Here is a 24,452-nt window from a genome sequence, read left to right on the forward strand (position 1 = left end):
ATTCGATGGGTAGTTCCATCGGCAGAACGAAGGCAACTCCCGCCCCCTCACGAAGAGGGGCGACGGCCTTACAACCGGCAGGCGGGGGTGCCGCCGGGCAGCCTGCTCCTGTTGCGCGCGATCCAGCGATAGACGAGAGCGGCCGGAGCGGCGATCGGCCGCAGCTCCATCAGCCGTCCGGCGATCGGCCACGGCCGACGTCCGTGCCGCAGGACTCTGGCGAACGCCCGCGCGCCCCCGGCGCGGGTCTCGGCCGGGTGCAGCCACCACACCTCGCGCGTCACCTGCTCGACCGTGAGCGCCAGCGCGTCGAGGTCCTCTCGCTGCCAGGGACGGTAGTCGACGCCAGGTGCGACGTGCCGCGACAGCAGCCGCACCACCGAGGTGCAGAAGCCGCAGTCGCCGTCGAAGATGAGCGTCCCCCGCGGGTCTTGGAGCCGGTCGTTCATGACACATCCCTCGGAATGCAGGTCGTGACCACCGCGGCCACGGCGCAGGCGGCGCAGGCGGCCAGCAGGGCGATCGTCAGGCCGGTACGCGACGGGTAGAGGTGCACGACGCCGCCCACCGGGACTCGGGCGTTGTAGTTGGCGAAGACGGCACTCGTCAACGCGCTGGAGAGCGCGGCGCCGAGCTGCCGGACGAGGGTGTTGAACCCGTTGGCCGCGGCTATCTCGGCAGCGGGGGCGGTCGCGGCGATGATGGCGGGCATGGCGAAGAATGCCAGGCCCAGCCCGACGCCGACGACGGCAGGGGCGAGAACGATCCAGGACGATCCCGACAGCGGGATGATCAGCGCGTAGCCGGTGCCGACGACTCCGCAACCGAGCAGGAGCACGCCCCTGCTCCGCAACCTGACGACGATCCGCGTGGACACCGGGGCGACGGCCACCATCGCGATCCCGGCCGGAGCGAGCGCGAGCCCCGCCTCGACCATGGACCACGCCGCGCCGTACCCCGTACCCGGCGGTGCCTGCAACATCTGGGGCACCACGAGGGACAGCACGAACATCGCGAAGCCGACCAGCAACGTGACCACGTTGGTCAGGAGCATCGGCAGAGCGCGCAGGGTGCGCAGGTTGACGAGCGGCTGGCCGACGCGTGACTCGTACCGCGCCCAGCAGGCGATGACGACCGTGCCCACGACGGCGGCGCCCAGGATGGCGGGGCTCGTCCACCCCCAGTCGTGGCCCTTCGACAGGGCCACGAGAACGCACACCAGCCCGGCCGACAACGAGGTGGCGCCGATCCAGTCGAAACGCCCGCCGTGCCGGATGCCGCTCTCGGGCACGAAGAACGCGACCAGCGACACCTGGACCACGCCCAAGGCGACCACCAGCCAGAACAGCGCATGCCAGTCCGCGTGCTCGGAGATGAACGCCGCCAGCGGGAACCCGACGGTCCCGCCGAGCCCGACCGAGGCGCTCATGGCGGCGAGTCCCCGCCCGAGCCGCCGCGCCGGAAGCTGGTCCCGCATGATGCTCAGCCCGAGAGGCAGCGCCCCCGCCGCGCAGCCCTGCAGGGCGCGTCCGCCGATCAGCGTCGCCGCGGAGCCGGCGCAGCCGCAGATCACCGAGCCGACGACCATCAGGCCCAGGCAGTACAGCAGCACCCGGCGTTTGCCCAGCATGTCGCCCAGGCGCCCGCAGATCGGCGTGGACACGGCGGCGACCAGCAGCGTCGCCGTCACCGTCCAGTACACGGACGCCGGCGTGGTGCCCAGCATCTCCGGCAGGCTCGGCAGCAGCGGCACCGGCAGGATGTTGATGAGCGAGACGGTGAAGCCCGACAGGGTGAGCGACGGTATGAACGCCCTGCTCCGCGCCTCACGAGGTGGGCTGTCAGTGGACGGCGGCGACGTCATTCGCCACCTCCAGGCGGCCGGCCACCGATCGGATGTCCGGCTCGGCCATGAAGTCGGCCAGCGGATACTGGTAGCCGAACCGCTCCCGCATCAACGTGATGACCCGCAGCGCCTTCAGCGAGTTGCCCCCGGCGTCGAAGAAGGACCGGGTCACCGGCATCGCGCGGAGTTCCAGCTCGGCGCACCAGATCTCGTGCAGCGCCTCCTCCACGGCGGTGACGGGCTTGTCCCCGTCGGCTGCCCCGTCCTCCTCCACAGGGTCGGGGAGGTCGGCGGGGGACAACTTCCTGTTGGCGTTCATCGGCAGCTCGTCCACGCGTATCCACTTGTCCGGCACGAGATACGACGGCAGCAGCGCGCGCAGGCTGTCGCGCAGCTCGACGTTCCACGGCCGCTCCTGCGAGAACGTCCCGGGCTCGATCACCACGTAGGCGACCAGCTGCGGATCGCCGGAGGCGTCGGGGCGTACGAGCACCGCGCAGTTCTGGACCTCGGCCAGCCGCCCGAGCGCCCATTCGGTCTCCCCGGGCTCGACCCGGTGGCCGCGGATCTTCACCTGCTGGTCCTGACGGCCGTGGAACTCCAGATCGCCGTCGGCACGCCACCGTACGAGGTCGCCCGTGCGGTAGACCGGCCCTTCGGCGCCGGGCAGGAAGCGCCTCTTCGTGAGGGCGAGATCGTCGAGGTACCCGTGGGCGACGGCCGCCCCGCCGACGTACAGCTCGCCGATCGCGCCGATCGGCACCTCCTGCCCGTTGCCGTCCATGACTTGGACGCGCACGTTGTCGATGGGCCGGCCGATCGGCACGAGCGGGCTGTCGAGGTCGGTGACCTCGTGACTGGTGACGATCACGGAGGTCTCGGTCGGGCCGTACTGGTTGAACAGCCGGACGCCCGGATGCGCGTCGAGGAACCGTCTCAGCGCGGCGGTGACGGTGAGCGGTTCGCCCGCGCTGAGGACCTCGCGCAGGGACGGCGCCTTCAGATCGCACTCGGCCAGGTGTTTCAGGGCCGTGCAGGGCAGGTGGAGCCGCTGCACGGCGTGCCGGTTCAGAGCGGCGCCCAGCGCCTGCGCGTCGCCGCGCACGCCTTCCGGCACGACGACCAGTGCCGCCCCGGAGGCGAGGGTCCCGAAGATCTCCTGCACGCTGACGTCGAAGGCGACGGAGGTCCATTGCAGGGTGCGCAGCGGCGAATGGTTGCGCAGTTGCCAGCGCGCCAGGTTCACCGGGCCGCGGTGCGGCACCTGCACCGCCTTCGGCCTGCCGGTGGAGCCGGAGGTGTAGACGCAGTAGGCGATGTCCTCCGGCGTGCTGGACACCCGCGGCGGTTCCGCGGCGAACGAGGTGCGGACGGTGTCGTCGACCACGAACGTCGGCTCCCATGGAGAACCGGCGAAGCCTTCGTCCACGACCAGCAGAGCCGCCTTGCTGTCCTCCAGGCAGAAGTCGATGCGGCTCTTCGGCAGTGAGACGTCCAGCGGGACGTACGCGGCGCCGGCCTTGAGCACGGCGAGAAGCGTGATGATCAGATTCGCGCCCGGAGCCATGCGGACGGCTGCCCGGTCCCCTCGGCCGAGGCCCCGCTCCGCCAGGGCGCCGGCCAGGGCGTTCGCGGCCTCGTCGAGCTCCCGATAGGTGAGCCGTCCCTCGTCGCCGACGATCGCCGTCGCCTCCGGGGTGCGCCGGGCCTGCTCCTCGACGAGGTGGTGCAGGCACAAGGGCGGCTCGGGCGCCTTCGCCGGAGCCTGGCGAGCCTCCAGGACGTCGCGGTCGGCCGCCGTGAGCCGGGTGAGCGCGGACAGCGGCGCCGCGCCGTCGGTCAGCGCCCGGTCGAGCACCTCACGGGTGTAGTCCAGGACGCGTGCCACCGTGGACGCGTCGAACAGCGCCGAGTCGTACTCGACCGCGCACCGCAGTCCGGTCTCGTGCCTGGTCAGGTAGAAGGTGAGGGCGAACGGCGCCCGGTCCGCCGGGGCGTCCACGATCTCGGCGCGCACGCGCGGCGGGTCGAAGTCGAGACCGGTCGCCCTCTCGTACTCGATCATCACGTCGAACAGGGGGTTGGCGCCGGCGACCCGCTCGGGGTTGAGCGCGGTCACCAGGTCGTCGAACGGGACGTTCTGGTGCTCGTAGGCGCGTGCGCACCGGTCGCGGACACGCCGTACCAGCTGGGGGAAGCTCGGGTCGCCCGTCACGTCCATGCGCAGCGCCAACGTGTTGATGAACATGCCCACCTGGTGCTCGGTGCCCTCCGGCCGGTCGGTCACCGCCGTGCCGAGCATGAAGTCGTCCTGGCCGGCCATCCGCGCGAAGACCGCGCCGAGCGCGCTCAGGATCACCATGAACGTCGTGGCCCCGTGATCGCGGGCATACGACTCGACGCCCGCGGCCAGCCGGTCACCGAACTCGCGGGTCAGACATGCGCCCTGAACCACGTGAGAGCCCGCGACGGCGCGATCGGTCGGAAGGGCGAGGACCTCGGCACCGGCCAGCTCCCCGGTCCAGAAGGCGAGATCGCCGGGGGTGTGCTCGGGACGGGCTGCCACCGAGGCGGCGAGCGCGGGAAGATCCGCGGGCCGACCGGGCCAGGCCCGGTAGAAGGCCGCGAGGTCCCGGGCGAACACTCCGGTGGAGAAGGAGTCGAAGACCATGTGGTGCGCCAGCAGGAACAACAAGTGGCGGCCCTCACCGAGCACGGCCAGGGTGGCGAGGACCAGCGGCCCCTCGGACAGATCCGGCCTCCGCCCGCGCAGCTCCCGCGCCAGCTCGGCGTGCGCCTGTTCCACGGTGCGGCCGGTCAGGTCCGCGACAGGGCACCGCACCGGACCCGGCGCGTGGAACGACTGCTGAATCCGGCCGTCGACCTCCCGGAACCGGGAGCGTAGCTGCGGATGGCGGGCGATCACCTGCCGCAGGGCGTCGAGCAGCACTTCGACGTCGAGCGCGCCCTCCAGCAGGATTCCCTTCGGCTCCCAGTAGTCGTGACGGCCGGGATACATCTGCTCGACGATCCACAGCCGCCGCTGCGCCGGGGAGGCCGGAGCGGGAGGTTGCGCCCGCTGCTCCACCTCTTTCCGCGCGGGTGGCGCGGCGGCCCGCGCCCGGAGGGTGGAAATCCCCGGCAGCCCCGCGAGCATCTGCTCGCCGGGCAGCCCGAAGTCGACGAAGCAGGCGATCTCATCCACGCCGGCGGCGATCAGCGAGTCGGCGATCGGGCGGCAGCTCTCCGGAGTGCCGATCAGCGCACGGTCGCGGCAGTAGCGCTCGTACGCCTCGTCGAGCAGGTATTCCACGTCCGCCTGGTCGGCCCGGGTGACGTCCCCTTCGATGCCCAGGCTGCCGGCGAGGTCGCCGAGCAGATGCAGCGAAGCCCGGAGATACTCGCGGAACGGCCCGGCCGCTTCCCGGCGGACCCGGTCCAGGTCGTCGCCGACATAGGTGTGCATCAGGACGACGACCCGGCCGGCGGCCGGATCGAGACCATGCTCGGCCCGCGCGTCCCGGTAGCGGGCGATGTTCGCCGCGAGCTGGTCGACGCTCTGTGACATGAGGTTGGTGACGATGCCCAGATCGTTCTCGGCCGCCCGGCGGTAACTGTCCGGGTTGCCGACCACGGCGACGTAGAGCGGAGGCCGCTGCTGAACCGGACGCGGGAACAGCCCCACCTCGATGCTCTCACCCGTGCCGGAGGTGACGGAGATCTTCTCGCCCGCCCAGAGCCGCCGCACGGTGCCGAGCCGCTCGACCATCAGGTCACGGCGGTCGGCGTAACTCGCCGGCGCCAGCGCGAAGTCGTTCGCGTGCCACCCCGAGGCCACGCAGAGGCCGGCGCGCCCCTGCGAGAGGTTGTCGACCATGGACCACTCCTCGGCGACCCGGATCGGGTCGTGGAGCGGCAGGACGACGGAGCCGGCGTGGAGCCGGACCTTTGACGTGCGGGTCGCCAGCGCGGCTGCCAGCACCGACGGGTTGGGGAACAGGCCGCCGAAGGAGTGGAAATGGCGCTCGGGGATCCACAGGGCGTGGAAGTCGTGGCGGTCGGCGTACTCCGCGGCGCTCACGATGTGGGCATATCTGGCGTTCGCGTCCTGATCTGGATAGTTGCCGAAGAAGTAGAGGCTGAAGTCGCACGCTTCCGTCGCGGCGGCGTCCGGCCGCGACCGTGCGGGAGCGGTCGTGACGGGGACGGCCGCGGCGGGCGGTGGAGCCACGGCCCGAGCCTCCGGGGGCACGACCTGAGCCGGTGGCTGCGGCGCCGGTCGTGCGGCCAGCACGTCGAGTTGCCGTGCGATCAGCCCGGTCACCTTGTCCACCATGCCCTCGGCCAGCCTGAGCTGCGCCGCGTACACATCGGTGAGCTCGGTCGCCGCGACGTCGGGCCCGTTCCCGGGGGCGGGCGGCGGCGGGACGTCCACATCGACGCCTCCGGTCACGGAGTCGGCGAGCTTGCGTGGCGTGTCGGCCTCGTCGAACAGGGCGCGCAGCGGCACGCGTACCCCGAACTCCCTGGCGACCTGCCTGGTCAGCGAGACCATCGACAACGAGTCGCCGCCCAGCGCCACGAAGGTGGCGTCCACATCGACGTCGCCGGGGGCGAGGCCGAGCCGCTCCGCCGTCAACGACCGGATGATGGTGAGAGGACCGTTCACAGCTACCTTCTCCTCGTGCCCGGTGTAGGGGATGTCCGTGCGCTGAAAGGGATGGCCCGGCAGGGCGGCACGCCGGCCTTCCGCGGCGACCCGGCTCCACGCCACCGGGCGTCCCGCCACGTGCAGCTCGCCCACGGCGAGCGCGAGCGCCTTGAGTGGTTCCGTCCCACGTCGCTGCGCCGACGACCAGTCCAGGTCCGGCGTCAGCCGGCGCCCGAGAGCGGCGAGCTCGTCTCTCGGGCCGATCTCCAGGAATGACCGGCATCCGGAGTCCCGCAGCGAGGACACGGCCCGGTCGTAGCGCACCGCGTTCCGCGCCTGTCGTACGAGGTAGCGGGGATCGGGTGCGTCACCGGCGGGCAGCACCGCGCCGTCGACCGACGAGACCAGCGGCACCCTGAGCGGCGACAGTGTGCGGGCGGAGACGGCACGCTCCCACTCCTCCAGCATGGGGTCGAGCAGGGCCGAGTGAAACGCCCGGTTCACCTCCAGGCGGCGCCAGTCCAGTTCCGCCTCCGTCAGGAGCCGTTCGCAGCGCCGGACCGCCGTGACGGTGCCGGAGAGCACGAACTCACGAGCTCCGTTGTGCGCCGCGATCTCCAGCCCGCTGTCGCGGGCGAGACGCTCGATCAGCGCCGCGTCCCCGCGTACGGCCAGCATGCCGCCTTCCGCGACGGACGATTCCATCAGCCGGCCGCGCCGCGCGGTCAGCAGCACGCCCTCGCGGACGGAAAGGGCGCCGCCCACGCACAGCGCGGAGATCTCGCCGAGGCTGTGCCCGCACACGTACTCCGGCTCCACGCCCCAGTCGCGAAGCTGGGCGGCGAGCGCGACCTGGAAGGCGAACGACGCCGGTTGCGCGAGGTCGTTGGGAAGCGGGCCGGTTCCCCGCCGGCCGAGCAGCGCGTCCGAGAGGCTGACGCCTGTGTGTTCCAGGTGGGCCTGCTCGCACTCGTCGAGCACGCTCCGGAACACCGGCAACGACGCGTGGAGGTCACGCGCCATGCCGTGGTGGGCGTTGCCCTGTCCCGAGAAGACGAAGGCCAGCGAGCCGTCCCGCGGCGGCGCGGAACCGGCTGCCGGGACCTGGCAGGCGCGTAGGGAAGGCACGAGTTCCGCCACGGACGCGGCGACCACGGCGGCGCGTACCTCGAAGGCGGGACGGCGCGCCAGCGAGGCCACCACGTCGGGCACGGTCACGTCCGGATGCCGGACCAGCCAGTCCGCGATCCGGGCCGCCGTCCGGCGGACCGCCTCCTCGGTACGCCCTGACAGCGGCACCGGGTAGGAGCGCTCACCTGACGTGGAGAGGACGCGCGCGGGCGGCTCCTCCACGACCACGAAGGCGTTGGTGCCGCCCACGCCGAGCGAGTTCACCCCGGCACGCAGCGGCTGCGAGCCTTCGGGCGTCCAGGGCACCGGCCGGGGCGAGGCGGCCAGGGTCAAGGGGCTGCTTCCCAGGCTCAGCGCCGGATGGGGCGTCGAGAGGTTGGGTGTGGGCACCAGTTCGCGGTGCCCGAGCATCAGCACGACCTTGATCAGGCCGGCGATGCCCGAGCACGTGTCGAGATGGCCGACGCTCGATTTGACCGATCCGAGCGCGCAGAAGCCCACGCGTCCCGAGTCCGAGCGCAGTGCCCGGCTGAGAGCCTCGAACTCGATGGGGTCGCCGACCGGGGTGCCCGTGCCGTGCGCCTCGACATAGCCGAGGTCGTCGCCGCGGAGGCCGGCACGTCGCAGCGCGGTGCGGACGACGTCCACCTGGCCCTGCACGCTCGGGGCGGTGAAACCCGCCTTGCGCCGGCCGTCGTTGTTGACGGCCGTGCCGGAGATCACCGCGAGTACGGGATCTCCGTCCTCGATCGCCGCCGCGAGGGGCTTGAGCAGGACGACGCCGACCCCGTTTCCCGGGACGGTGCCGTCCGCCCCGGCGTCGAACGGCCGGCACATCCCGGTCGGGGAGAGCACGGACTCGGGGTGGTGGACGTACCGCGAGTCCTGCGGCAGGTTGATCGCCGCCGCGCCGGCCAGCGCCATGTCGGCATCGCCGGCGCGTAACGCCTGGATCGCGAGGTGCACGGCGGTGAGAGACGTCGAGCAGGCCGTCTGGACGCCGATCGCCGGCCCGGTGAGGCCGAGCCGGAACGAGACGGTCGAGGCCAGGAAGTCGCTCTGCCTGCCGATCGCGGCCTGCATGGCGTCCGTGAGCCCTCCGGCCGGCCGGCCGCCCGAGGCGGGCGACTGGTACCCGAGCAGGGTCATCCCCTCACCGGCGAACACTCCGACGCGGGCGTCCGCGCCATCGGCGGCGTATCCCGCCCCCTCCAGCGCCTCGTAGGCGCATTCCAGGAACAGCCGGTGCCCGGGATGGGTGAGGGTGGCCTCCTTCGGGCTCATGCCGAAGAACCGGGGCTCGAACGCGAAGACGTCGTCGAGCATTCCACGGCGCGTCAGTCCGGGAGAGGCCGTCGTGCAGTCCTTTCCCCGGCGCAGGTTCTCCCAGTACTCCCCGGCCGTGCGGGCTCCCGGGAACCTGAGCCCGATCCCGATGACGGCCATCCGCGGGTCCGGGGCGGACGGCCGCCTCGTGCCGCGGTCCGGCTCGCTCGTGCGCCGGTCGAGGAACGCCGCCAGTTCGGCGATCGACGGGTGCTCGAAGAGGGCGTGGACGGGCAGCTCGCGCCCGAGCACCTCGTCGAGGCGCGCGTGCAGGCGCACGATCGAGACCGAGGTCAGGCCGAACTCGTGGAAGGGCCGGTGGTCGTCGGCGCCCCCCGGATCCACGGCCACGCCGAGCGAGGCGACCTCCGAGCGCAGCAGGCGGAGCAGCTCCGGGGACGCGGTGGCGTCCTGCGGAGGTCTTTCCGAGGGCCGTCCCCGGGGCACCATCGCGGCCAGGTCGGCGCGTCGCAGCTTGCCGCCCGGTGTGCGCGGGAAGTCCTCGGGCGCCAGGGGCACGAGGTGGTGGGCGAACAGGCCCAGCCGGCGGACGACGGTCCGTCCCACGTCGCCGGCGATCTCGTCGGCCGTGCGGTCGCCGGGCGAGCAGGCGAAGAAGATCGCTAGCCGTTCGCTGCCCAGCGCCTCGTCGGGTACCCCGCAGGCCGCGACGGCTCCCCGCGCGACGCCGTCGACGGTCTCGACGACCGCCTCGATCGCCGTGCACGAGTGGTTCTCGCCGTTGATGACGATGACGTCCTTGTGCCGGCCGACCATCACGAGCCGACCGTCCAGGACGTACGCCAGATCCCCCGTGGCCAGCCAGCTCTCCGGCCCGCCTCGGCCTTCGGGGAACGCCCGCGCGTTCGCCTCGTCGTCGTGGAGATAGCCGGGCGTCACCCGTGGGGAGCGCACCTGCAGATGGCCGATCTCGCCCTCCGTGAGCAGCCGCTGCCGGTCGTCCACGATGCGGATGGCCGAGCCCGGCGCGGGCCGTCCGAGTGCGACGTAGGAGGCGCACTCCTCGTGCGGCACGTCGGGCCCGGCCGGCGCGACCCTGCCGTGCAGGCTCGATGAACGCAGCCGATGCACGCCGCCCGGCTCGCCGTACCGGCCGAACGTGATGCCCGTGCAGGTCTCGGTCATGCCCCAGGCCGGGACGAAACAGTCGCGCGGCAGGCCGTACGGGGCCAGCGCGTCGAGCAGGTCGTCGACGGCGCGTACCGTGATCTGCTCACCGCCGCTCACGATCGTCCGTACGTGCCTCAGATCCCAGCGGGGCCGCTCCCCGCCGCCCGCGAGCGCGGAGCACAGCAGCCGGAAGGCGAACGTGGGCGCCCACGCGTGGTGCGCCCCATGCGCGCAGATCAGGTCGAACCAGCGCACCGGGCGGGCGAGGACGACCTCCGGCGGCACGTGGACGTTGGTCATCCGCAGGAACACCGGCAGCACGTGGTAGAGCAGCAGGCTCGCGCTGAGGTCGAGGGGCAGCCAGTTGAGCGTCTTCTCCTGCTGCTCCCAGCCCACCATGTGCCGATTTCCGGCGGCGAAGTCGACGAGGCCCGCGTGCGTCAGGGGAATGAGCTTCGGCTTTCCCGTGCTGCCGGACGACAGCATGAGCAACGCCGTGTCCGCCCCGCCGGGCGCGGGCGGCGGCGTCAGGTCCGTCACGGCCGCCGCCCGGCACTCGGCGACGTCGATCGGGCGCAGATCGTCCTCGCCCGCCAGCGTCCGGACGCCGGCCGCGTCGGTCAGGACGCGAGGACGGCCGAGGACGTCACACGCACCGCGTAGCCGTTCGACCGATCGGGTGCGGGAGGCCGTGTCACGGCGCGCGTCCACGGGCAGCGGCACGAGCCCGCCCAGCAGGCAGGCCCACAGAGCGGGGAAGTAGTCCGCCAGGTCCAGACCGTACAGGACGATCGTGTCCCCGGGCGCGCAGCCGGCCCGCAGCAGCCCGGCCAGCACGGAACGCGCGGCTTCGAGCAGCTCCGGATAGGTGAGGACGGTGCTGGACAGGCCGTCGGGCGCGACGATCACCACGCCGTGGTCCGGCGCCTCGCTCGCGGCGCGCAGGAGGGCGCCCGCCAACGTGTCCGCGAGGGCGGCGCCGTCGTCGGCCACCGGCGGACCTTCCACCTGGGCGGCCGCGGTCGTCGTCATGGGCAAGTCGCCGGACATATCGGGGCCTCCCTCAGTTCTCTCGGCGCCAGTAGGCGCCATAGCCGTCGATGTCTCGGATCTCGTCCTCGATCCCGTGCCTGTCGCGGAAGTCGTAGACGGCGTCGCGGCAGGGTTTGAGGAAGTAGTCGTCGACGATGACGAAGCCGCCGCGGGAGAGCTTGGGGTACAGGTGCTCCAGCGCGTCCATCGTCGAGTCGTACAGGTCGCCGTCCAGCCGCAGCAGGGCGAGCCGGTTCATCGGAGCGGACGGAAGGGTGTCCTTGAACCAGCCCGGGAGGAAGCGGACCTGATCGTCCAGCAGTCCATAGGCGCGGAAATTCTGTTGCACCGTCTCCAGCGGCACGCCGATGAAGTGGTTGAACTCGTGGGTGGCGAGCCGTGTGTCGTCGGGGTGCGCGTCCGGCGTGGGTTCGGGCATCCCCTGGAAGGAATCGGCCACCCACACGAGCCGGTCCTCTATCCCCCATGCGGCCAGTACGGCTCGCATCATGATGGTGGTGCCCCCGCGCCAGACGCCGGTCTCGATGAGATCGCCCGGGACGCCGTCGCGGAGCACCCGCTCGACGCATTCCTGGACGTTGTCGAGCCGGCGTAGCCCGACCATGGTGTGGGCCTTGCTCGGCCAGTCCAGACCCGCGCTGCGATTGACCCGGTCATAGGTGGAGCCCGGGCTCCAGTCGCTGGGCACGGGCGGGTCCTCGTAGATGACGTTGGTCAGCGTCTTCTTCATGAGATCCAGGTACAGCCGGGCGGCCCGCTCCTCGGGCGCCGCGGTCCAGCCGAGTTCGGTGAGCACCAGAGCGGCGCACTCCGCGGGGTTCTCCATCGTGAAGAAATGTCCTCGCCCGTTCACGCGGCACATGCGCACCGGCCGGCCGACCGCCAGTTCCCAGTCGGCGGGATCGGTGTCCGTCGTGATGGGATCCGCCGAACCCGTCAGCACGGTGACGGGGCAGTCGAGCGGGCCGGTCGGCGGTGTGTAGCGATACTCCGACAGAAGCAGACCGTCGCGGCGGACGAGCTCCGCGAAGTACTCGGCCGCCTCCCCGTCTCGGGCGATCTCGGGCGGCAGGCCGTCGAGCCGCTCAAGGAAACCGAGGGCCCCCGCGCCTTCGAGCGGCTCGTCCGGGCGCGTGCCCGGCCGCTGCCGCGGGGCGGGACATCCCGAGACGATCAACCGCTGAGCCGGGGGATGCCCACGTCCCGACAGCACGCGTACGGCTTCGTAGGCGATGAGCGCGCCCATGCTGTGGCCGAGCACCGCCCAGGTCCTGCCGGCCGACTCCTTCTCGATGACGCCGGCGACGTCCTCCGCGGCCTCCTGGATCGACGCGTACGGCGTCTCGCCCGCCCTTGCGCCCTTCCCGGCCAGTTCTATCGGCCGTACCTCCGCGCTGTGCCCGAACGGGCCGTGCCAGCCCGCGAAGGAGCTGGCAGATCCGCCGGCATGGGGAATGCAGAACAGAATGGAATGGAGATGCGTCAATGTCGTTAACCGTTCTCACGGGACGGGCGATGGATCGAGGGCACTCAGCGCAGGCGTACGCCCTGGTCGGCGAATCGCTCCGTCACCTTCTCGATGAAGCTCTCGAGCATGGCGTTGACCTCGTCGGCCGGCCGTACGGGCTCGCTGTTGCAGGTGATGACGTACGTGACCGAGCGCTCGCCCGGAGCGGCCCCGTGCGGCAGGAAGACGTCGCCGACTCTGATGCTGCGCACCCAGGGAGGACCGGCGGCGGTCATCACGTCCAGGACGTCCTGGCTGAGCACCGGGCGGGGCATGACGAAGTCGACCATGCGCTCCACGCCGGGGTCCTCACGGAACGGCGGGCGCCCGGCCGGCTCCTTGCGCAGCTTCCACGCGTCCAGGCGCAGCTCCAGGTAGCAGGGACGGTTGCCGCCGAGGCCGGCGCGGCGGCGCACGTCCGGATGCACTTCCGCGACGAGCCCCGCGTGCCGGCCGTCGAGGAGGATCTCGGCGCCGCGGTGGGGGTGGAGGACTCCGGCCAGCGGATGCGCCGGCGGGACGGGGCGGAAGGCGACGTCGGCACCACAACGCAGCGCGATCTCCTCCACCGCGCCGCGCAGGAAGAAGACATCCGTCTCGCCCGGCTTGCCCGACCACTGGTCGGCGGCGCGGCTGCCCAGTGCCACGGCCCAGATGACCTCGTGTTCGCGGCAGAGGCCGTTGTCCGCCGTGGCGTCGGGCTCGAAGACCCGAGTCACCTCGAACAGGCGCACGTCGCCCTGCTTGAACCGCAGATTGGCGCTCACCGCCGCCACGGCCTGCGCCAGGCAGTTGTTCTTCAGCATGGAGTAGCGGCGGTCCTCGGCGTTCAGTATCCGCACGTGCCGGGCCAGCGGCTCGGACCCGGCCGGTGAGAGCAGGCGCAACGTCTCCTTGCCGTAGAAGCCCTCGGTGAACGTCTCGTAGAAGCCGAGGCCGGCGAGGGTGTCGCCGATCGCCTGGACCAGCTCTTCCTTCGGCGTGAGCGGGGCGCCGGGGCTGGCCGGCAGTGGCCGGGCGGGCAGCGTGTCGTAGCCGATATGGCGAGCGAGCTCCTCGTAGAGGTCTTCCGGCTCTTTCACGTCCCAGATGCGCGAGCCCGGCACGGAGAACTCCCCGTCGCCCTCGTGGCGGAAACCGTACTCGCCGAGCCTGCCGGCCATGTCCGTCAGGCCGAGCTCGACGCCGAGGAAGTCGGAGCAGGTCAGCGGGTCGAGCGCGATGCGCGGCGGTGGGGCCGTCCACCGTACGGGCACGGTGGACGGCCCGTCCCGCTCGGCGGCGCCGGCCTCCTCCAGCAGGCGGATCACCCGGCCGGCGCCCCGAAGGACGGCGGTGGGGTCGCTGCCACGCTCGTATCGCTGCGACGCCATGGTGGAGACCCCGATCGCGGCCGCGGCCTTCCTGACCGCCACGGGATCGTAGGCCGCGGACTCCAGGAGCAGCCGCCGCGTCTCCTCCCGCACGCGGGACTCCTCGCAGCCCAGCACGCCCGCCACCGCGAGGATCTTCTCGTCGTCGGCCACCACGGGCAGGCCGGCGGGCAGCGGTCGGGGCTTCCGCTCCCCGATCAGATGGGCCTGCTCACCGGAGCGGCTCGCACGGATGCGGACAGTGCCGCTCACCCGGTCGGCGTCGAAGACGTGAGTCGGCTGGCCGAGTTCCAAGGCCGCGGCGTTGGCCGCGTCCACCGGCGCCGATCCGGTCAGGAGGTCGCCGGCGGCCAGTCTGGCGGTCACAGGGGCGCCCAGCTCGGCCTTCGCATCGAGAACGGTGAGCGGGGTCAGCGAGTACGCCAGGCACGCCGCCGACTCCACGGCCACCTCGATCGTGCCGTCGCCGATCTCCGGCTCTTCGACCGGCGGAAGCGCCACCGGGAGGCGCAGCCGGGCGCCGAGTTCGGTGGCCACCCCCGCGTAACAGCGGTGGTCGCCACGATTGGCCAGGAACTCCAGCGTCACGTACGAGTCCGAGCCGTCGGATTCGACGCCCTTGACCTCAAGACCGGACTCGTCCAGCGCCGCCCGCACCCGGGCGAGGTCATGGGGCAGCTCCGGCAGGAACGCGCGCAGGCCGGCGAGGGAGAATTTCATGAGACGCCTCGATGCAGGTAGGCCAGCTGACGGTGGTCGGCGGAGTACAGCGACCTCACCTTGGAGATGCCGAGCCATTGCGCGGCCATTCTGGTCGTGCCCCAGCCGAACGCGATCCCGCGCATCCCGTCGCCGTCGAAGCCGAATTCGCGAAGCACCGCCGGATGAATCATCCCGGCGCCGATGATGGTCACCCAGCCGACGCGGTGACAGGCCTCGCACCCGTCGCCGCCGCAGGCCGTGCACGCGATGTCCAGCCCGAGCGATGGTTCGGTGTAGGGGTAGTACTTGGGTTTGAACCGCATCCGCACGCGGTCTCCGTACAGAGCCCGTACCACGAAGACGAGAACTTCCTTCAGATGCCCCAGGGCGAGCCCGCGCTCCAGCCAGAAGCCCTCAAGCTGGTGGAACATCGCCATGTGCGTGGCGTCCACCGCCTCGTTGCGGTAGACCCGTCCCGCCGCGACGATCTTGACCGGCGTCCGCGGCCGGCCGCCCAGCACTCGGGCCTGGATGGTGGTCGTGTGCGAGCGCAGGAGCAGCCCGGCGTCGAGCCAGAAGGTGTCCTGCAGGTCCCTCGCCGGATGGTGTTGCGGGATGTTCAGCGCGTCGAAGTTGTGGTAGGCGTCCTCGACCTCCGGACCGTCCGCGCGCTCGAATCCGAGCCGGCGCAGCACGTCCAGGCAGTGGCGCTCCACCTCCGTGAGCGGGTGCCAGGCGCCACGCCGGGGCACCTGACCGGGCAGGGACAGGTCGAGCCATTCGTGCTCGATCTGCCGGGCGGTCTCCTCCGCCCGCACGCGGCCGGTCTTCTCCTCCACTTCCACGCGCATGCGCAGTTCCAGGCCGTTGAGCATGACCGCGCGTTCCTTGCGCTCGTGCTCAGGCAGCTTCGCCAGCTCGCGGAACTCCTCTTTCACCCGGCTGCGCCGGCCCGTGTGCCGGGCCTGGACCGCCGCCAGCTCTTCTCCGGTGACAGCCTCCGCGAGGTCGGCCGAGAACCGGTCATATATCTCTGCTGCAAGGTCCACTTTCACTCCACAGAACGCACGTCGCCGGCATCGCGGGCCGCGGCCTATACCGTGCCGCGCAATGTCGCGCCGAAATTCCCGGCCAGTTCCTGGGTCACGGTCCGCAACGCCTCCTTGATCTGCTGCGGAGTCAACGGGTGGCGGGTCAGGAGGCTCAACGAGATCGTCACGGAGTGCTCGTCCTCGTCCAGCGAAGGCCCGCACCACACGTCCGAGACGGACGAGTCGATCCTGAGCACGTCGGGAAGCGCGACCCCCTCGGCGGCTGCGCAGAGCATCTCCGGCGACACGTCCCGGCGGCACCGCAACGACAGGTCGAACGAACGCACCGCTTCGGGCAGCATGCGCAGCTGTGCGAGGTCTCGCCGGAAGGGGCGCACCAGGTCCAGATCAGGAGTCTGCACGGCCGTGATCGCGCCCATCCTGGCCAGCAGCTCGTCCTCGGGCACCCGCAGCTCGGACGCCAGGGCGTCCAGCGTCACCAGGGCCTTGCGCATGATGTAGCCCTGGGCGCGGCCGGACATCTCGATGTCGTGGGCGTACAGCCGGGCGAGCAGCCCCAGCAGGTCCGCGAGCTTGGCCTGCTGCTCCGTCTCCACGGGCGGGAGCACCCCGGGCGGCATCACGTCGATCACCCACCTGCTGCGGGCCAGGCACGCGGCGAGCGTCTCGACGCCGATCCCGAACCCGTAGCCGACGGTCCGGCCGTCCCATTCGAAGGCGATGAGATTTCCCAGGTCGCGCCATTTGCCGCCGGACTGCTCGATGGCGAAGGTGGCGCCCCGCCCGGTCATCCGGTCCTCGCCGAAGCCCCAGCGGTAGTAGCGACGCGGCTCCTCGTCGTAGGCCAACGGCGTCGTCCAGGCGTCCTGCCAGGCGGTGTGCAGGTCATGGTCGTCGGCCGCCACCTTCAGCAGCACCTGCGAGCCCTTCAGCCCGTGCAGGTCGCTGAAGAACCGCCTGATGGTCTCGGCCAGCGAGTCGAGGGCGGCCACGGGCGCGAGCACCGCGAGCATGTTGAACTGCAGGACGAAGTCGGCCGAGAACGCCTCGCTGAAGGTGGTCTTCAGATTGTGCGCCCTGACGCACGGCTGGGTGACCACGAGCGTGCGATCGCCCAGGACGACGTCACCGCGTAGGTAGGGCTTGAACGCGACCACGGCGGAGTTGGTGAACAGAACGGTCGGGTCGTCGCGCGGTACGGCCGGCTCGGCGGACAGACGCTCGGCCCCGGCTCGGAGGAAGTGATCGGTGAAGCCGGCGGTCAGATCCACAAGGGTCTGTTGTGAACGACTCGCCCGCCGTACATCGCTGTGACTGACTTGGCCTGGCATGGCTGGATCTCCTGGCTTCGGGCCCGTCTCTACACGAGCAGTGCGATTCCCTACGAGCGGTCGGTCTTCGGCGACGGGGCGATGAACAGCGCCGGGTACAGCGCCCACAGATGCCAGAAGGAGATGCCCAGGAAACGTTTGGTCGCCAGATGGAAGGCGACGGCGCCGAGCGCGATCAGACGTCGGTTCTTCCATCGGGCCACCAACAGCGGCAGGAAGGCCGCCTCACCGACGACGGTCGCCACGCTCAGCACCCGCATCAGCGGGTCGTTGGCGCTGAGGCGGTGTCCCTCGGCCGTTCCCAGCACGGCCAGCGAGCCCTTGAGGGTGCCGCCCTCCACCATCCATTTGAGCTTGCCGTGAATGAGCTTCGACAGCCCCGCCTGGCTGTAGATCGAGGCGGCCCCCAATTGCATGGCGGCGAGCGCGAGCGACTGAAGCTGCGACTCCTCCTTCGACAGAGGGCCGGGCGGCCGCTTGTCGACGCTCAGCCACTTCGAGGTGTCGACCGCGGTCGCCGCGCACAGGAACAGGTTCAGGTGACTGTTGTAGTTCCACAAACGCGGATGGAACTGGGCGACATAGCAGTTGAGCGCGGCGAAGCCGGCCGCCGCGGAGACCCGCACGAGGGCATGGCGCACGCCGATCGTCCACAACCCCACGGCGGCCAGCGACAGCAGACGCAGCGCGTTGAACTGGAAGGCGCTCAGCCGGACGCCGCGACGGTCCTCCGGTTGGCACGCCTGAAGGGTGTCCTGGTGCTCCTCGAAGAACGACCCGGCGGGCATCTGCACGATCGTGCGGATGACCGCGAGCCCCAGACTCACGCGCGCGAGCGGCAACCGGTCGGCGGCGTCCTCCTGCCCGAAGAGGATCGCCGAGAGCCTGCGCACCATCACCCCACCTCACAGCGGTAGAGCACCTGGTGGTCGTAGAGAGGCCCGTCGTCGGTCATCGAGTAGTCTCCGACGTCGATACTGACCATGATCACCTCTAGTCCGGTGAAACCGCGTGGATGCGTGGGCCGTTCCGATCGCCGCACCTCGTCGTAGTTCGGCCAGGGCCGCGTGTTGAGCCGGTCCAATATCGTCCGGCAGAACCGCTCCTTCACCTCGTCGTCCGTGTTCTCCAGCAGGACGGTGGCGAAGATGTCCACAACCCGGAAGAACTCCAGCGGCATCAGGCCGTAGACCTGGCGGAGGCCGGTCCATTCGTCGCCGTCCCTCAGCCGGATCCGTAACTGGGGGAACCGTCGGGGCAGCGCGCGGTTGAACATGTTGTTGGAGCAGAAGGGCCATCGATTGCGGTCGACGACCGTGTGGAAGAACTGGCCCGCCAGCACCGCGAGCAGGAAGGCCGCCGCCATCGCCGGCTTTCTCCCGACCGGCGCCGACCGTTTCGTCGCCTTGTTCATGGCATGCAGCCGTCCTCTCTGACCGCCGGGTCCAGCACCGTCAGACGCTGCCGCTCGCCGGCGTGCAACACGGCCCGCGCCCCGAAGGGCACGCACATCACGGGGTCGGTGTGGCCCAGCGGAAGCCCGCTCAGAACCGGGCCGCGGAAGCCCCGTGCCGCCCGGTCCACGACGGCCGCCAGTTCGGGGAGCCGGTCCATCGCGGGATCGGTGAACCGGCCGAGCCCCAGCGCGACGATCTGGTCGAAGACCCCGAGGTGACGCAGGTGGGTCAGCTGCGCCTCCACTTCGCCGACGTCGCTGCCCGCGGTCTCCACCAGCAACATCGCGCCCCGCAGGTCCGGCCAGAAGTCCGTACCGGCCAGCCTCAGGAGGGTGTCGAGATTCGCGCCGATCAGGAAGCCCTCCGCCTCGCCTTCCCGCAGGACCCGTACCGGAGCGGCCCGATCCTGGCGTCTCGGCCGTTCGTCGTCGCAGTCCCAGGCGAGGAACTCCAGAACCTGCTCCTCGGGGAACGGGATGTCACCGATCGGGCGGGAGTCCGCCACGGTGCGCTCCAGCATCGCCTCGGTGTAGGACAGGCACCCGCCGGACTCCCCCCACTGGGGAAGAAGCTGGGGGCCCATCACGACCCCCACCCGAGCGCGTTTCCAGATCGCCAGCAGGAGCGCCGTGGCGTCGCTGTAGCCGATCAGCAGCTTCGGGTGGCGCCGGATCAGGTCGTAGTCGAGCAGTTCCAGCAGTTGGTTGGCGTTGTAGCCGCCGATGGAGGTCATGATGGCGCGGACCTCGCCGTCGGCGAACAGCTCGTGCAGGTCCTGGACCCGCTCCTCGGGGGTGCCGGCCGTGTGACCGGTGTCCTTGAGCCAGTTCCGCCCCTCACGCACGCGGTAGCCCGCCGCCTCCAGCGCGCCGATCGCCCGGGTTCGGCGCCGGGGGAATCTGGCGGCGTGCGGCATCGAGGGGGAGCAGAGTCCGATCACGTCTCCGCGGCGCAGGGCGTGCGGAAGCAGGGGTGCGGGCGGGCTCGGGTCCGGCTCGTCCACCAGAGCCCGCCTCGTCGAGAAGTGCATCGCCTACGACGCGGGACCTTGGCGGGCGACGAAGAACAGGTTGTTCCCGCGTTCGGCCAGGTCCGGCTCGCTGAGCATGCGACGCTCCAGCTTCAGGATGCGTTCGTAGCTCTGGGGGTCGGACAAGCTCCGGGAGACGCCGGCGCTGGTGCCTTCGAGCTGGGTCTCCTGGTAGCCCGGATAGATGAGCGTCGGGAACCCCGTCCTGACCGGGACGGTCAGTCCGAGCCCGACCAGCGTCTCGTGCAGCAGTCCGGGCGTGAACAAGTGCATGGCCGGCATGTCCGGAGTGAACCGCCCGCGAGCGTCGGACACCGCCGACTCCGCGTCCTCCAGCATGCCGACGTGCAGGTTGAAGAAGGCCGCGTGATAGCGGTTGGGCAGCACCAGGGCCAGCTGGGCGTCGGGCGCCATCAGCGTGGCGAGCTGCCTGAGCACCTCATCGGGATCGGCCACGAAACCGAGCACGTTGTGGAAGCTGATGATCAGGTCGAACCGGTCGCCCGCCAGGTGCCGTTCCACGTCCATCAGATCGCCGTTCACCACGGTGAGACGGTCGAGATAGCCGTCTTCCTCCGCCTTGGCCGTGGCGTGCCGTGTCATGTCGGGGCTGAGGTCGAAGTGCACACAGGTCAGGTCCGGGCGCTCCCGCAGAATCCGCTGGGTCCACCGGCCCGTGCCGCCGCCCGCGTCCAGGAGCCGCCCGCCCACCGGGACGTTGGGAAGCACGTACTCCTGCAGCGCCTCCCAGAGAAGCTGGTCCGACAGCCGCCAGTAGACCTGCTCGTCCACCTGGTCGTAGCCGTCGGCTTTCTTGCGGAAATAGTCGAGCACTTCGTGCTGCGTGGAATCGTGCGCGGGGACGTCGATCAGTGCCATGAGAACTCCGTGTCGGTATTGATGCTTCAGGGCAGGATCTGCTGACCGTTGAATCGCAGCAGCAGCGCCAGGTCCCGGATGTCGTCGTGTTTCATCACCCAGAGGAGGAAGCGTTCGACCCCGAGCCCGAAACCCGATGTACGCAGCGGATGGCGGTCCTTCATGGTCATGTACCAGTGATATTCGTCGGCCGACACCTCGTGCAGGTCGAGCGCCCGTTCAAGTTCGGCGGCGTTGGCGTGCCGCTCTCCCGAGCCGACCGTTTCGCCGATGCCGAAAAGCAGATCGGCGCTCAGCGCCTTGGTGGGATCGTCGGGGTCGAACGCCTGATAGAACGGCACGCTGAGGTGGTCCATATGGGTGACCCATACGTATCCCCCGAATTGCTCCATCAGTTCCCGTTCTCCCGCACGGGTGAGAGTGCGGCACTGCGGTCCCATTTCCCGCACGAACGCCGGATCGTGGCGAAGCCGGGCCACCGCCTCCTCGAACGCCACGCGAGGCAGGGCGGCCGAGCCCGCGAGCTCCTCCAGGTGCTCGACGCCGCCCGCGACGTCCAGAACGGCCTGACGGCCGTGCTCGAGCAGGCCGGCGGCAAGATGGCGCAGGTAGTCCTCCACCACCCGGATGACGTCGTCCAGACCTCCGGCGATCTCGGCCTCGCTGTGGAAGAACTGGCACAGGTGCGTCTGGTCGGCCTGCTCGCCCCTGAAGGAAGGCATGAGGTAGTACGCCCCGCCGGGCGAGAGCCGGCAGCCGAATTCGAGCATGAACTGCATCGAGTCCGCGAGATAGGTCGAAACGCCTTCCAGCTCGACCTTCACCGGCGTGCTGTCGCTGCCGCGGCCCATCGGGCTGGAAATGGAACCCGTCGTGATCGGCACGTTGAGATAACGGGCGCCATTGGCTGTCCAGAAGTCGGTCGTCCGATGGGCGACGATATCCTGGAACAGCGTGAGATGCTGGTACCAGGAATTCTCCAGGACGGCGAGATAATGCTTTGCCGGCTCTGCCCAGGAACGGGGCGCGAGAACAGTCGGTTGTGACATGGCAACCTTTCATGAGGCCGGGACGGCGCTTTTCGGGGGAATGGCGGCTTCCGCGCATTCATCGTGTGTCACCGAAACAGCGGGCGTCCAGCGTCTGCCAAGGCGTGTAGCAGCCATGGCGAGAGATTGCCAGCAGAGCCGGCGTACGGCAGTGGGCGGCAGCGGGCTCGACTTTTCCCAGCTCACGACAGAAAAAGGCCGCCAGCCGGCCCGTCGCTCGATGACCGAGAACGGACCGGCCGGCGGCGGACATCACCCGGCCCCGGCTCGCCGGGCGCGGCCTCAAGTCAGATCAGGGATTCTCCACCCTGACGCGTCGTCCGTCCGGAACCATTGAGGCATCTCAGATCCACGCCACATCCAGATCTCCATGAAGATGTGACGGGGCTCGCCGCCGTCCAGGCGGATCATGGAAACCTGCCGGACGGCCCCCTCCGGAGGGCAGGGCCGCGCCTCCACCTGGCCTGGCACGGTGCTCATGAGCGCGTTCTCAATGACGTGCGCGATCGTGGCCCCCAAGTCGTCTTCCGGCATGAAGGCGTCGTTGTCGGCGCCGGCGTTGTGGTCGTCGGCGTTGTCGGCGTCGGCGGCGGCTTCGGTCGCCGCCGCGATGAACAGCGAGCGGGTGCCGCCTTCGAGAGCGAGACCGTCGGCCAGCAGGCGAACGGTCTCCAAACGGGGCCGATGCACCCGTCCACTTTCCAGATCACGAATCGCACGCACACTCAACGTGGACAGATCAGCCAGTTGTTGTTGAGTGAGCCCGGCCCGAATCCGAAGCTTGCGGAGCAGCGAGCGGAGCGACTCTTGGTGCGGCGAACGCCCGACTGAGAGTTTCATTCCATCCTTCCATGCTCGAAGCCAGGGGTTTGACACCGGAGCGAGGGCCATCCGATCAGGTTTCGGTCAACGGATCGGCCCTGAGCAACGTGTCCATCGCCAGCGAGATCACGTCGGCCCCGCAGTGCGCGACCACCCATCCGGCCGGATCGTCATCGTCGGCCAGCACCGCCTCCAGCAGGGCGCGGGAGCCGCTTTCCACCTGCGGAAGGTCGGCGCCGTTCAGGTACAGGACCAGCGATATCCCGCCGGCGTCACTTCGGAGGTAGGCGTGGCAGACGCTGATCGGGCCTCTGAACGCGGTCAGGGAAGAGCGCAGCCGCTCGGTGTCGAGCGGCGGGCTCCCCGGGATCGTCGGAGCCAAGCGAGCTGTAATCACATACATGACGAAACATCGGCAACGATTATCCGGGACTCAGCCCCAGATGTTTCCGTTTACACCGTCGGCCACGTTCATGACTGCATTGCCGGCGGGCGCGTGACCGGCCAGGGCCACCACCGCGCCGCCCGTTCCGAGCACGGCCACGGAAACGAGGAGGGCAGCGATCTTCGCGGTGAACTTCGTGGGAAGCTGCATTTTCGATCCTTTTCTGGTGAGGAACTGCCGTGTGGTGCGATCAGTATGCTCAGCGGAATGGACCGTGTTGAAGTGCCGGCGCGTGACCTAAAGGTGTCTGACCTGATTAGGTCTGACCGCCGCACGGGGCCGGCAGCGGGCGACGCCAGGGGCGGATCTCCATGTCGCCGAGGCGGGGTCCGCGACAATGCGATCGGGCTGATGGCGGATCCCGGCCCGGGCGAGAAGAACGCGTCCATGAGGTCGGCCGCCCGCTTCCGCGGTGGGGGCCCAATTGGCGTCTACAACTTCCCCGGCGACGGCGGCCCGCACCTGCCGGTGGCGCGTCCAGGCCGCGTCGCGGCCGCCCCGAAGGCTGAGGCGGCGGGTCAGAGCCAGCCTTGTCGCGCCGCGCGCAACCCCGCTTCGAAACGGCTACGGGCGCCGAGCCGCTCCATGATCGCCGCCATCATGCGCCGCACCGTGCGCTGAGACAGGCCGAGGTGATGACCGGCCGCCTCGTCCGTCATTCCTTCGGCCAGCAGCTTGAGCAGGTGCCGTTCCTGCGGCAGCAGCCCGGCCTCGTCCTTGTGCGGTTGCGACCCGATGGGCGTCGCCGCGTTCCAGATCTGGTCGAACAACGCGAGGACGGCGACCACGGTCCCGCTTTCCGACACCTGCACGGCCCCGACCTGGGTATTCGACGCATCCACCGGGAGAAAGGCGACCCGGCGATCGTAGATCAACATCCGGATGGGCAGGGTCGGCACCGTGCGGACCTGCGCGCCCATCTCGACCAGCCATTCCGCGTACGCCAGCGTGGGGCCGTCGTTTCGCATGCTGTCCAGCCCGATCGTGCGAATGTCCACCCCCCGGTCACGGACCTGCCTGTCCAGGCACTTGGCCGCCTCGATCAGCTGAGGGTCCTGCGCCCCGCCGGGCATCATGCTGGCCACTTCACAGACGGCCTCGGCCGACAGTCTCTCGATGCGGGCCTGGATGGCATCCATCCCGAGCAGCCAATCGGCTCCAGGACGTTGCCCGTCCTGTTGGGCGTCGGAGTATTCGCTGACGATGGCCGCGATGGCGGACTCGGCCTCGGCGATCTGGTTCTGCTGACGCGCCAGCTCGGCCTGGCGTTGCTGGAGGAGCACCTGCAACCCCACCTGCGGGCTGACCGGCCGAAAGCTGCCGGGAGATTCCCAGGAGGGCAGGAGTAATGCCAGCTCGGCCAGATGATCGAGCGCGGTTCGGACCTGATCATTAGTTGTGGAAAGCTCACTCGCCATCGCCTCGACGTCTAAGTCCTGACGCAGAAGGAGCAACCGGTAAACCTTTTCCGCCAGTGGATACAGCCCGAGTGACACCAGCATTCAGCACAACTTTCGACGACGATTCTCGCAGGGATCACATCATTCTATTGATCGAACAAGCACGAACAACCCCCAAGATTTCCCCGGCAATTGGCTATAATGTGCGCCAGAAGGACGACGGTCCGTGATCGCCCGGACACGAGATATGACGCCGCCCTCATGATT

16 protein-coding genes are annotated in these 24,452 nt (G+C 70.1%); all 16 read right to left on the reverse strand.

Annotated elements, in window-relative coordinates; genetic code table 11:
• Positions 1-68: 68 nt before the first annotated feature.
• Positions 69-449, reverse strand: a complete 381-nt coding sequence (locus AB0J97_RS39630) for a DCC1-like thiol-disulfide oxidoreductase family protein (protein WP_364098879.1) — start codon at positions 447-449, stop codon at positions 69-71.
• On the reverse strand, positions 446-1,864 hold the full coding sequence (locus AB0J97_RS39635) for an MFS transporter (protein WP_364098882.1): 1,419 nt from the start codon (positions 1,862-1,864) through the stop codon (positions 446-448). Before AB0J97_RS39635 ends, AB0J97_RS39630 begins: the two co-directional genes overlap by 4 nt.
• Positions 1,842-11,135, reverse strand: coding sequence for an amino acid adenylation domain-containing protein (locus tag AB0J97_RS39640; RefSeq protein ID WP_364098884.1), 9,294 nt, complete (start codon positions 11,133-11,135; stop codon positions 1,842-1,844). The genes AB0J97_RS39635 and AB0J97_RS39640 overlap by 23 nt, the downstream gene beginning before the upstream one ends.
• Before the next feature lie 13 nt (positions 11,136-11,148).
• Positions 11,149-12,624: an alpha/beta fold hydrolase gene (locus AB0J97_RS39645; protein ID WP_364098887.1), complete on the reverse strand. Its 1,476-nt coding sequence runs from the start codon at positions 12,622-12,624 to the stop codon at positions 11,149-11,151.
• A gap of 44 nt (positions 12,625-12,668) precedes the next feature.
• Positions 12,669-14,738 carry a phenylalanine--tRNA ligase subunit beta gene (locus AB0J97_RS39650; RefSeq protein ID WP_364098890.1) on the reverse strand — a complete coding sequence of 690 codons (2,070 nt, stop codon included), beginning with the start codon at positions 14,736-14,738 and terminating at the stop codon, positions 12,669-12,671.
• Entirely contained in the window at positions 14,735-15,769 is a 1,035-nt protein-coding gene (gene pheS, locus AB0J97_RS39655; protein ID WP_364098893.1) for a phenylalanine--tRNA ligase subunit alpha, read from the reverse strand. The genes AB0J97_RS39650 and pheS overlap by 4 nt, the downstream gene beginning before the upstream one ends.
• Positions 15,770-15,813: 44 nt before the next feature.
• On the reverse strand, positions 15,814-17,043 hold the full coding sequence (locus AB0J97_RS39660; RefSeq protein WP_364098896.1) for an alanine--tRNA ligase-related protein: 1,230 nt from the start codon (positions 17,041-17,043) through the stop codon (positions 15,814-15,816).
• A 110-nt stretch (positions 17,044-17,153) separates the two neighbouring features.
• Positions 17,154-17,999, reverse strand: coding sequence for a hypothetical protein (locus tag AB0J97_RS39665; RefSeq protein ID WP_364098899.1), 846 nt, complete (start codon positions 17,997-17,999; stop codon positions 17,154-17,156).
• A complete protein-coding gene (locus tag AB0J97_RS39670; protein ID WP_364098902.1) occupies positions 17,999-18,517 on the reverse strand; it encodes a hypothetical protein in 519 nt (172 codons plus the stop codon). Before AB0J97_RS39670 ends, AB0J97_RS39665 begins: the two co-directional genes overlap by 1 nt.
• The gene (locus tag AB0J97_RS39675) at positions 18,514-19,563 is read right to left on the reverse strand and encodes a S66 peptidase family protein (RefSeq protein WP_364098905.1); all 1,050 of its coding nucleotides are present in this window, start codon (positions 19,561-19,563) and stop codon (positions 18,514-18,516) included. The genes AB0J97_RS39670 and AB0J97_RS39675 overlap by 4 nt, the downstream gene beginning before the upstream one ends.
• Before the next feature lie 30 nt (positions 19,564-19,593).
• Positions 19,594-20,469 (reverse strand): methyltransferase domain-containing protein, encoded by an 876-nt coding sequence (locus AB0J97_RS39680; protein WP_364098908.1) that lies wholly within the window; start codon positions 20,467-20,469, stop codon positions 19,594-19,596.
• A gap of 26 nt (positions 20,470-20,495) precedes the next feature.
• Positions 20,496-21,518 carry an amino acid--tRNA ligase-related protein gene (locus AB0J97_RS39685; RefSeq protein ID WP_364098911.1) on the reverse strand — a complete coding sequence of 341 codons (1,023 nt, stop codon included), beginning with the start codon at positions 21,516-21,518 and terminating at the stop codon, positions 20,496-20,498.
• A gap of 282 nt (positions 21,519-21,800) precedes the next feature.
• A complete protein-coding gene (locus AB0J97_RS39690) occupies positions 21,801-22,358 on the reverse strand; it encodes a helix-turn-helix transcriptional regulator (RefSeq protein ID WP_364098914.1) in 558 nt (185 codons plus the stop codon).
• 55 nt (positions 22,359-22,413) lie between these two features.
• On the reverse strand, positions 22,414-22,722 hold the full coding sequence (locus AB0J97_RS39695) for a hypothetical protein (protein WP_364098917.1): 309 nt from the start codon (positions 22,720-22,722) through the stop codon (positions 22,414-22,416).
• Positions 22,723-22,773: 51 nt separating this feature from the next.
• Positions 22,774-22,935 carry a hypothetical protein gene (locus tag AB0J97_RS39700; protein ID WP_364098920.1) on the reverse strand — a complete coding sequence of 54 codons (162 nt, stop codon included), beginning with the start codon at positions 22,933-22,935 and terminating at the stop codon, positions 22,774-22,776.
• 368 nt (positions 22,936-23,303) lie between these two features.
• Positions 23,304-24,287: a LuxR C-terminal-related transcriptional regulator gene (locus tag AB0J97_RS39705; RefSeq protein WP_364098923.1), complete on the reverse strand. Its 984-nt coding sequence runs from the start codon at positions 24,285-24,287 to the stop codon at positions 23,304-23,306.
• Between the last annotated feature and the right edge of the window lie 165 nt (positions 24,288-24,452).

It is taken from the genome of Nonomuraea sp. NPDC049607 (assembly GCF_040675375.1).
Taxonomy (GTDB): Bacteria; Actinomycetota; Actinomycetes; order Streptosporangiales; family Streptosporangiaceae; genus Nonomuraea.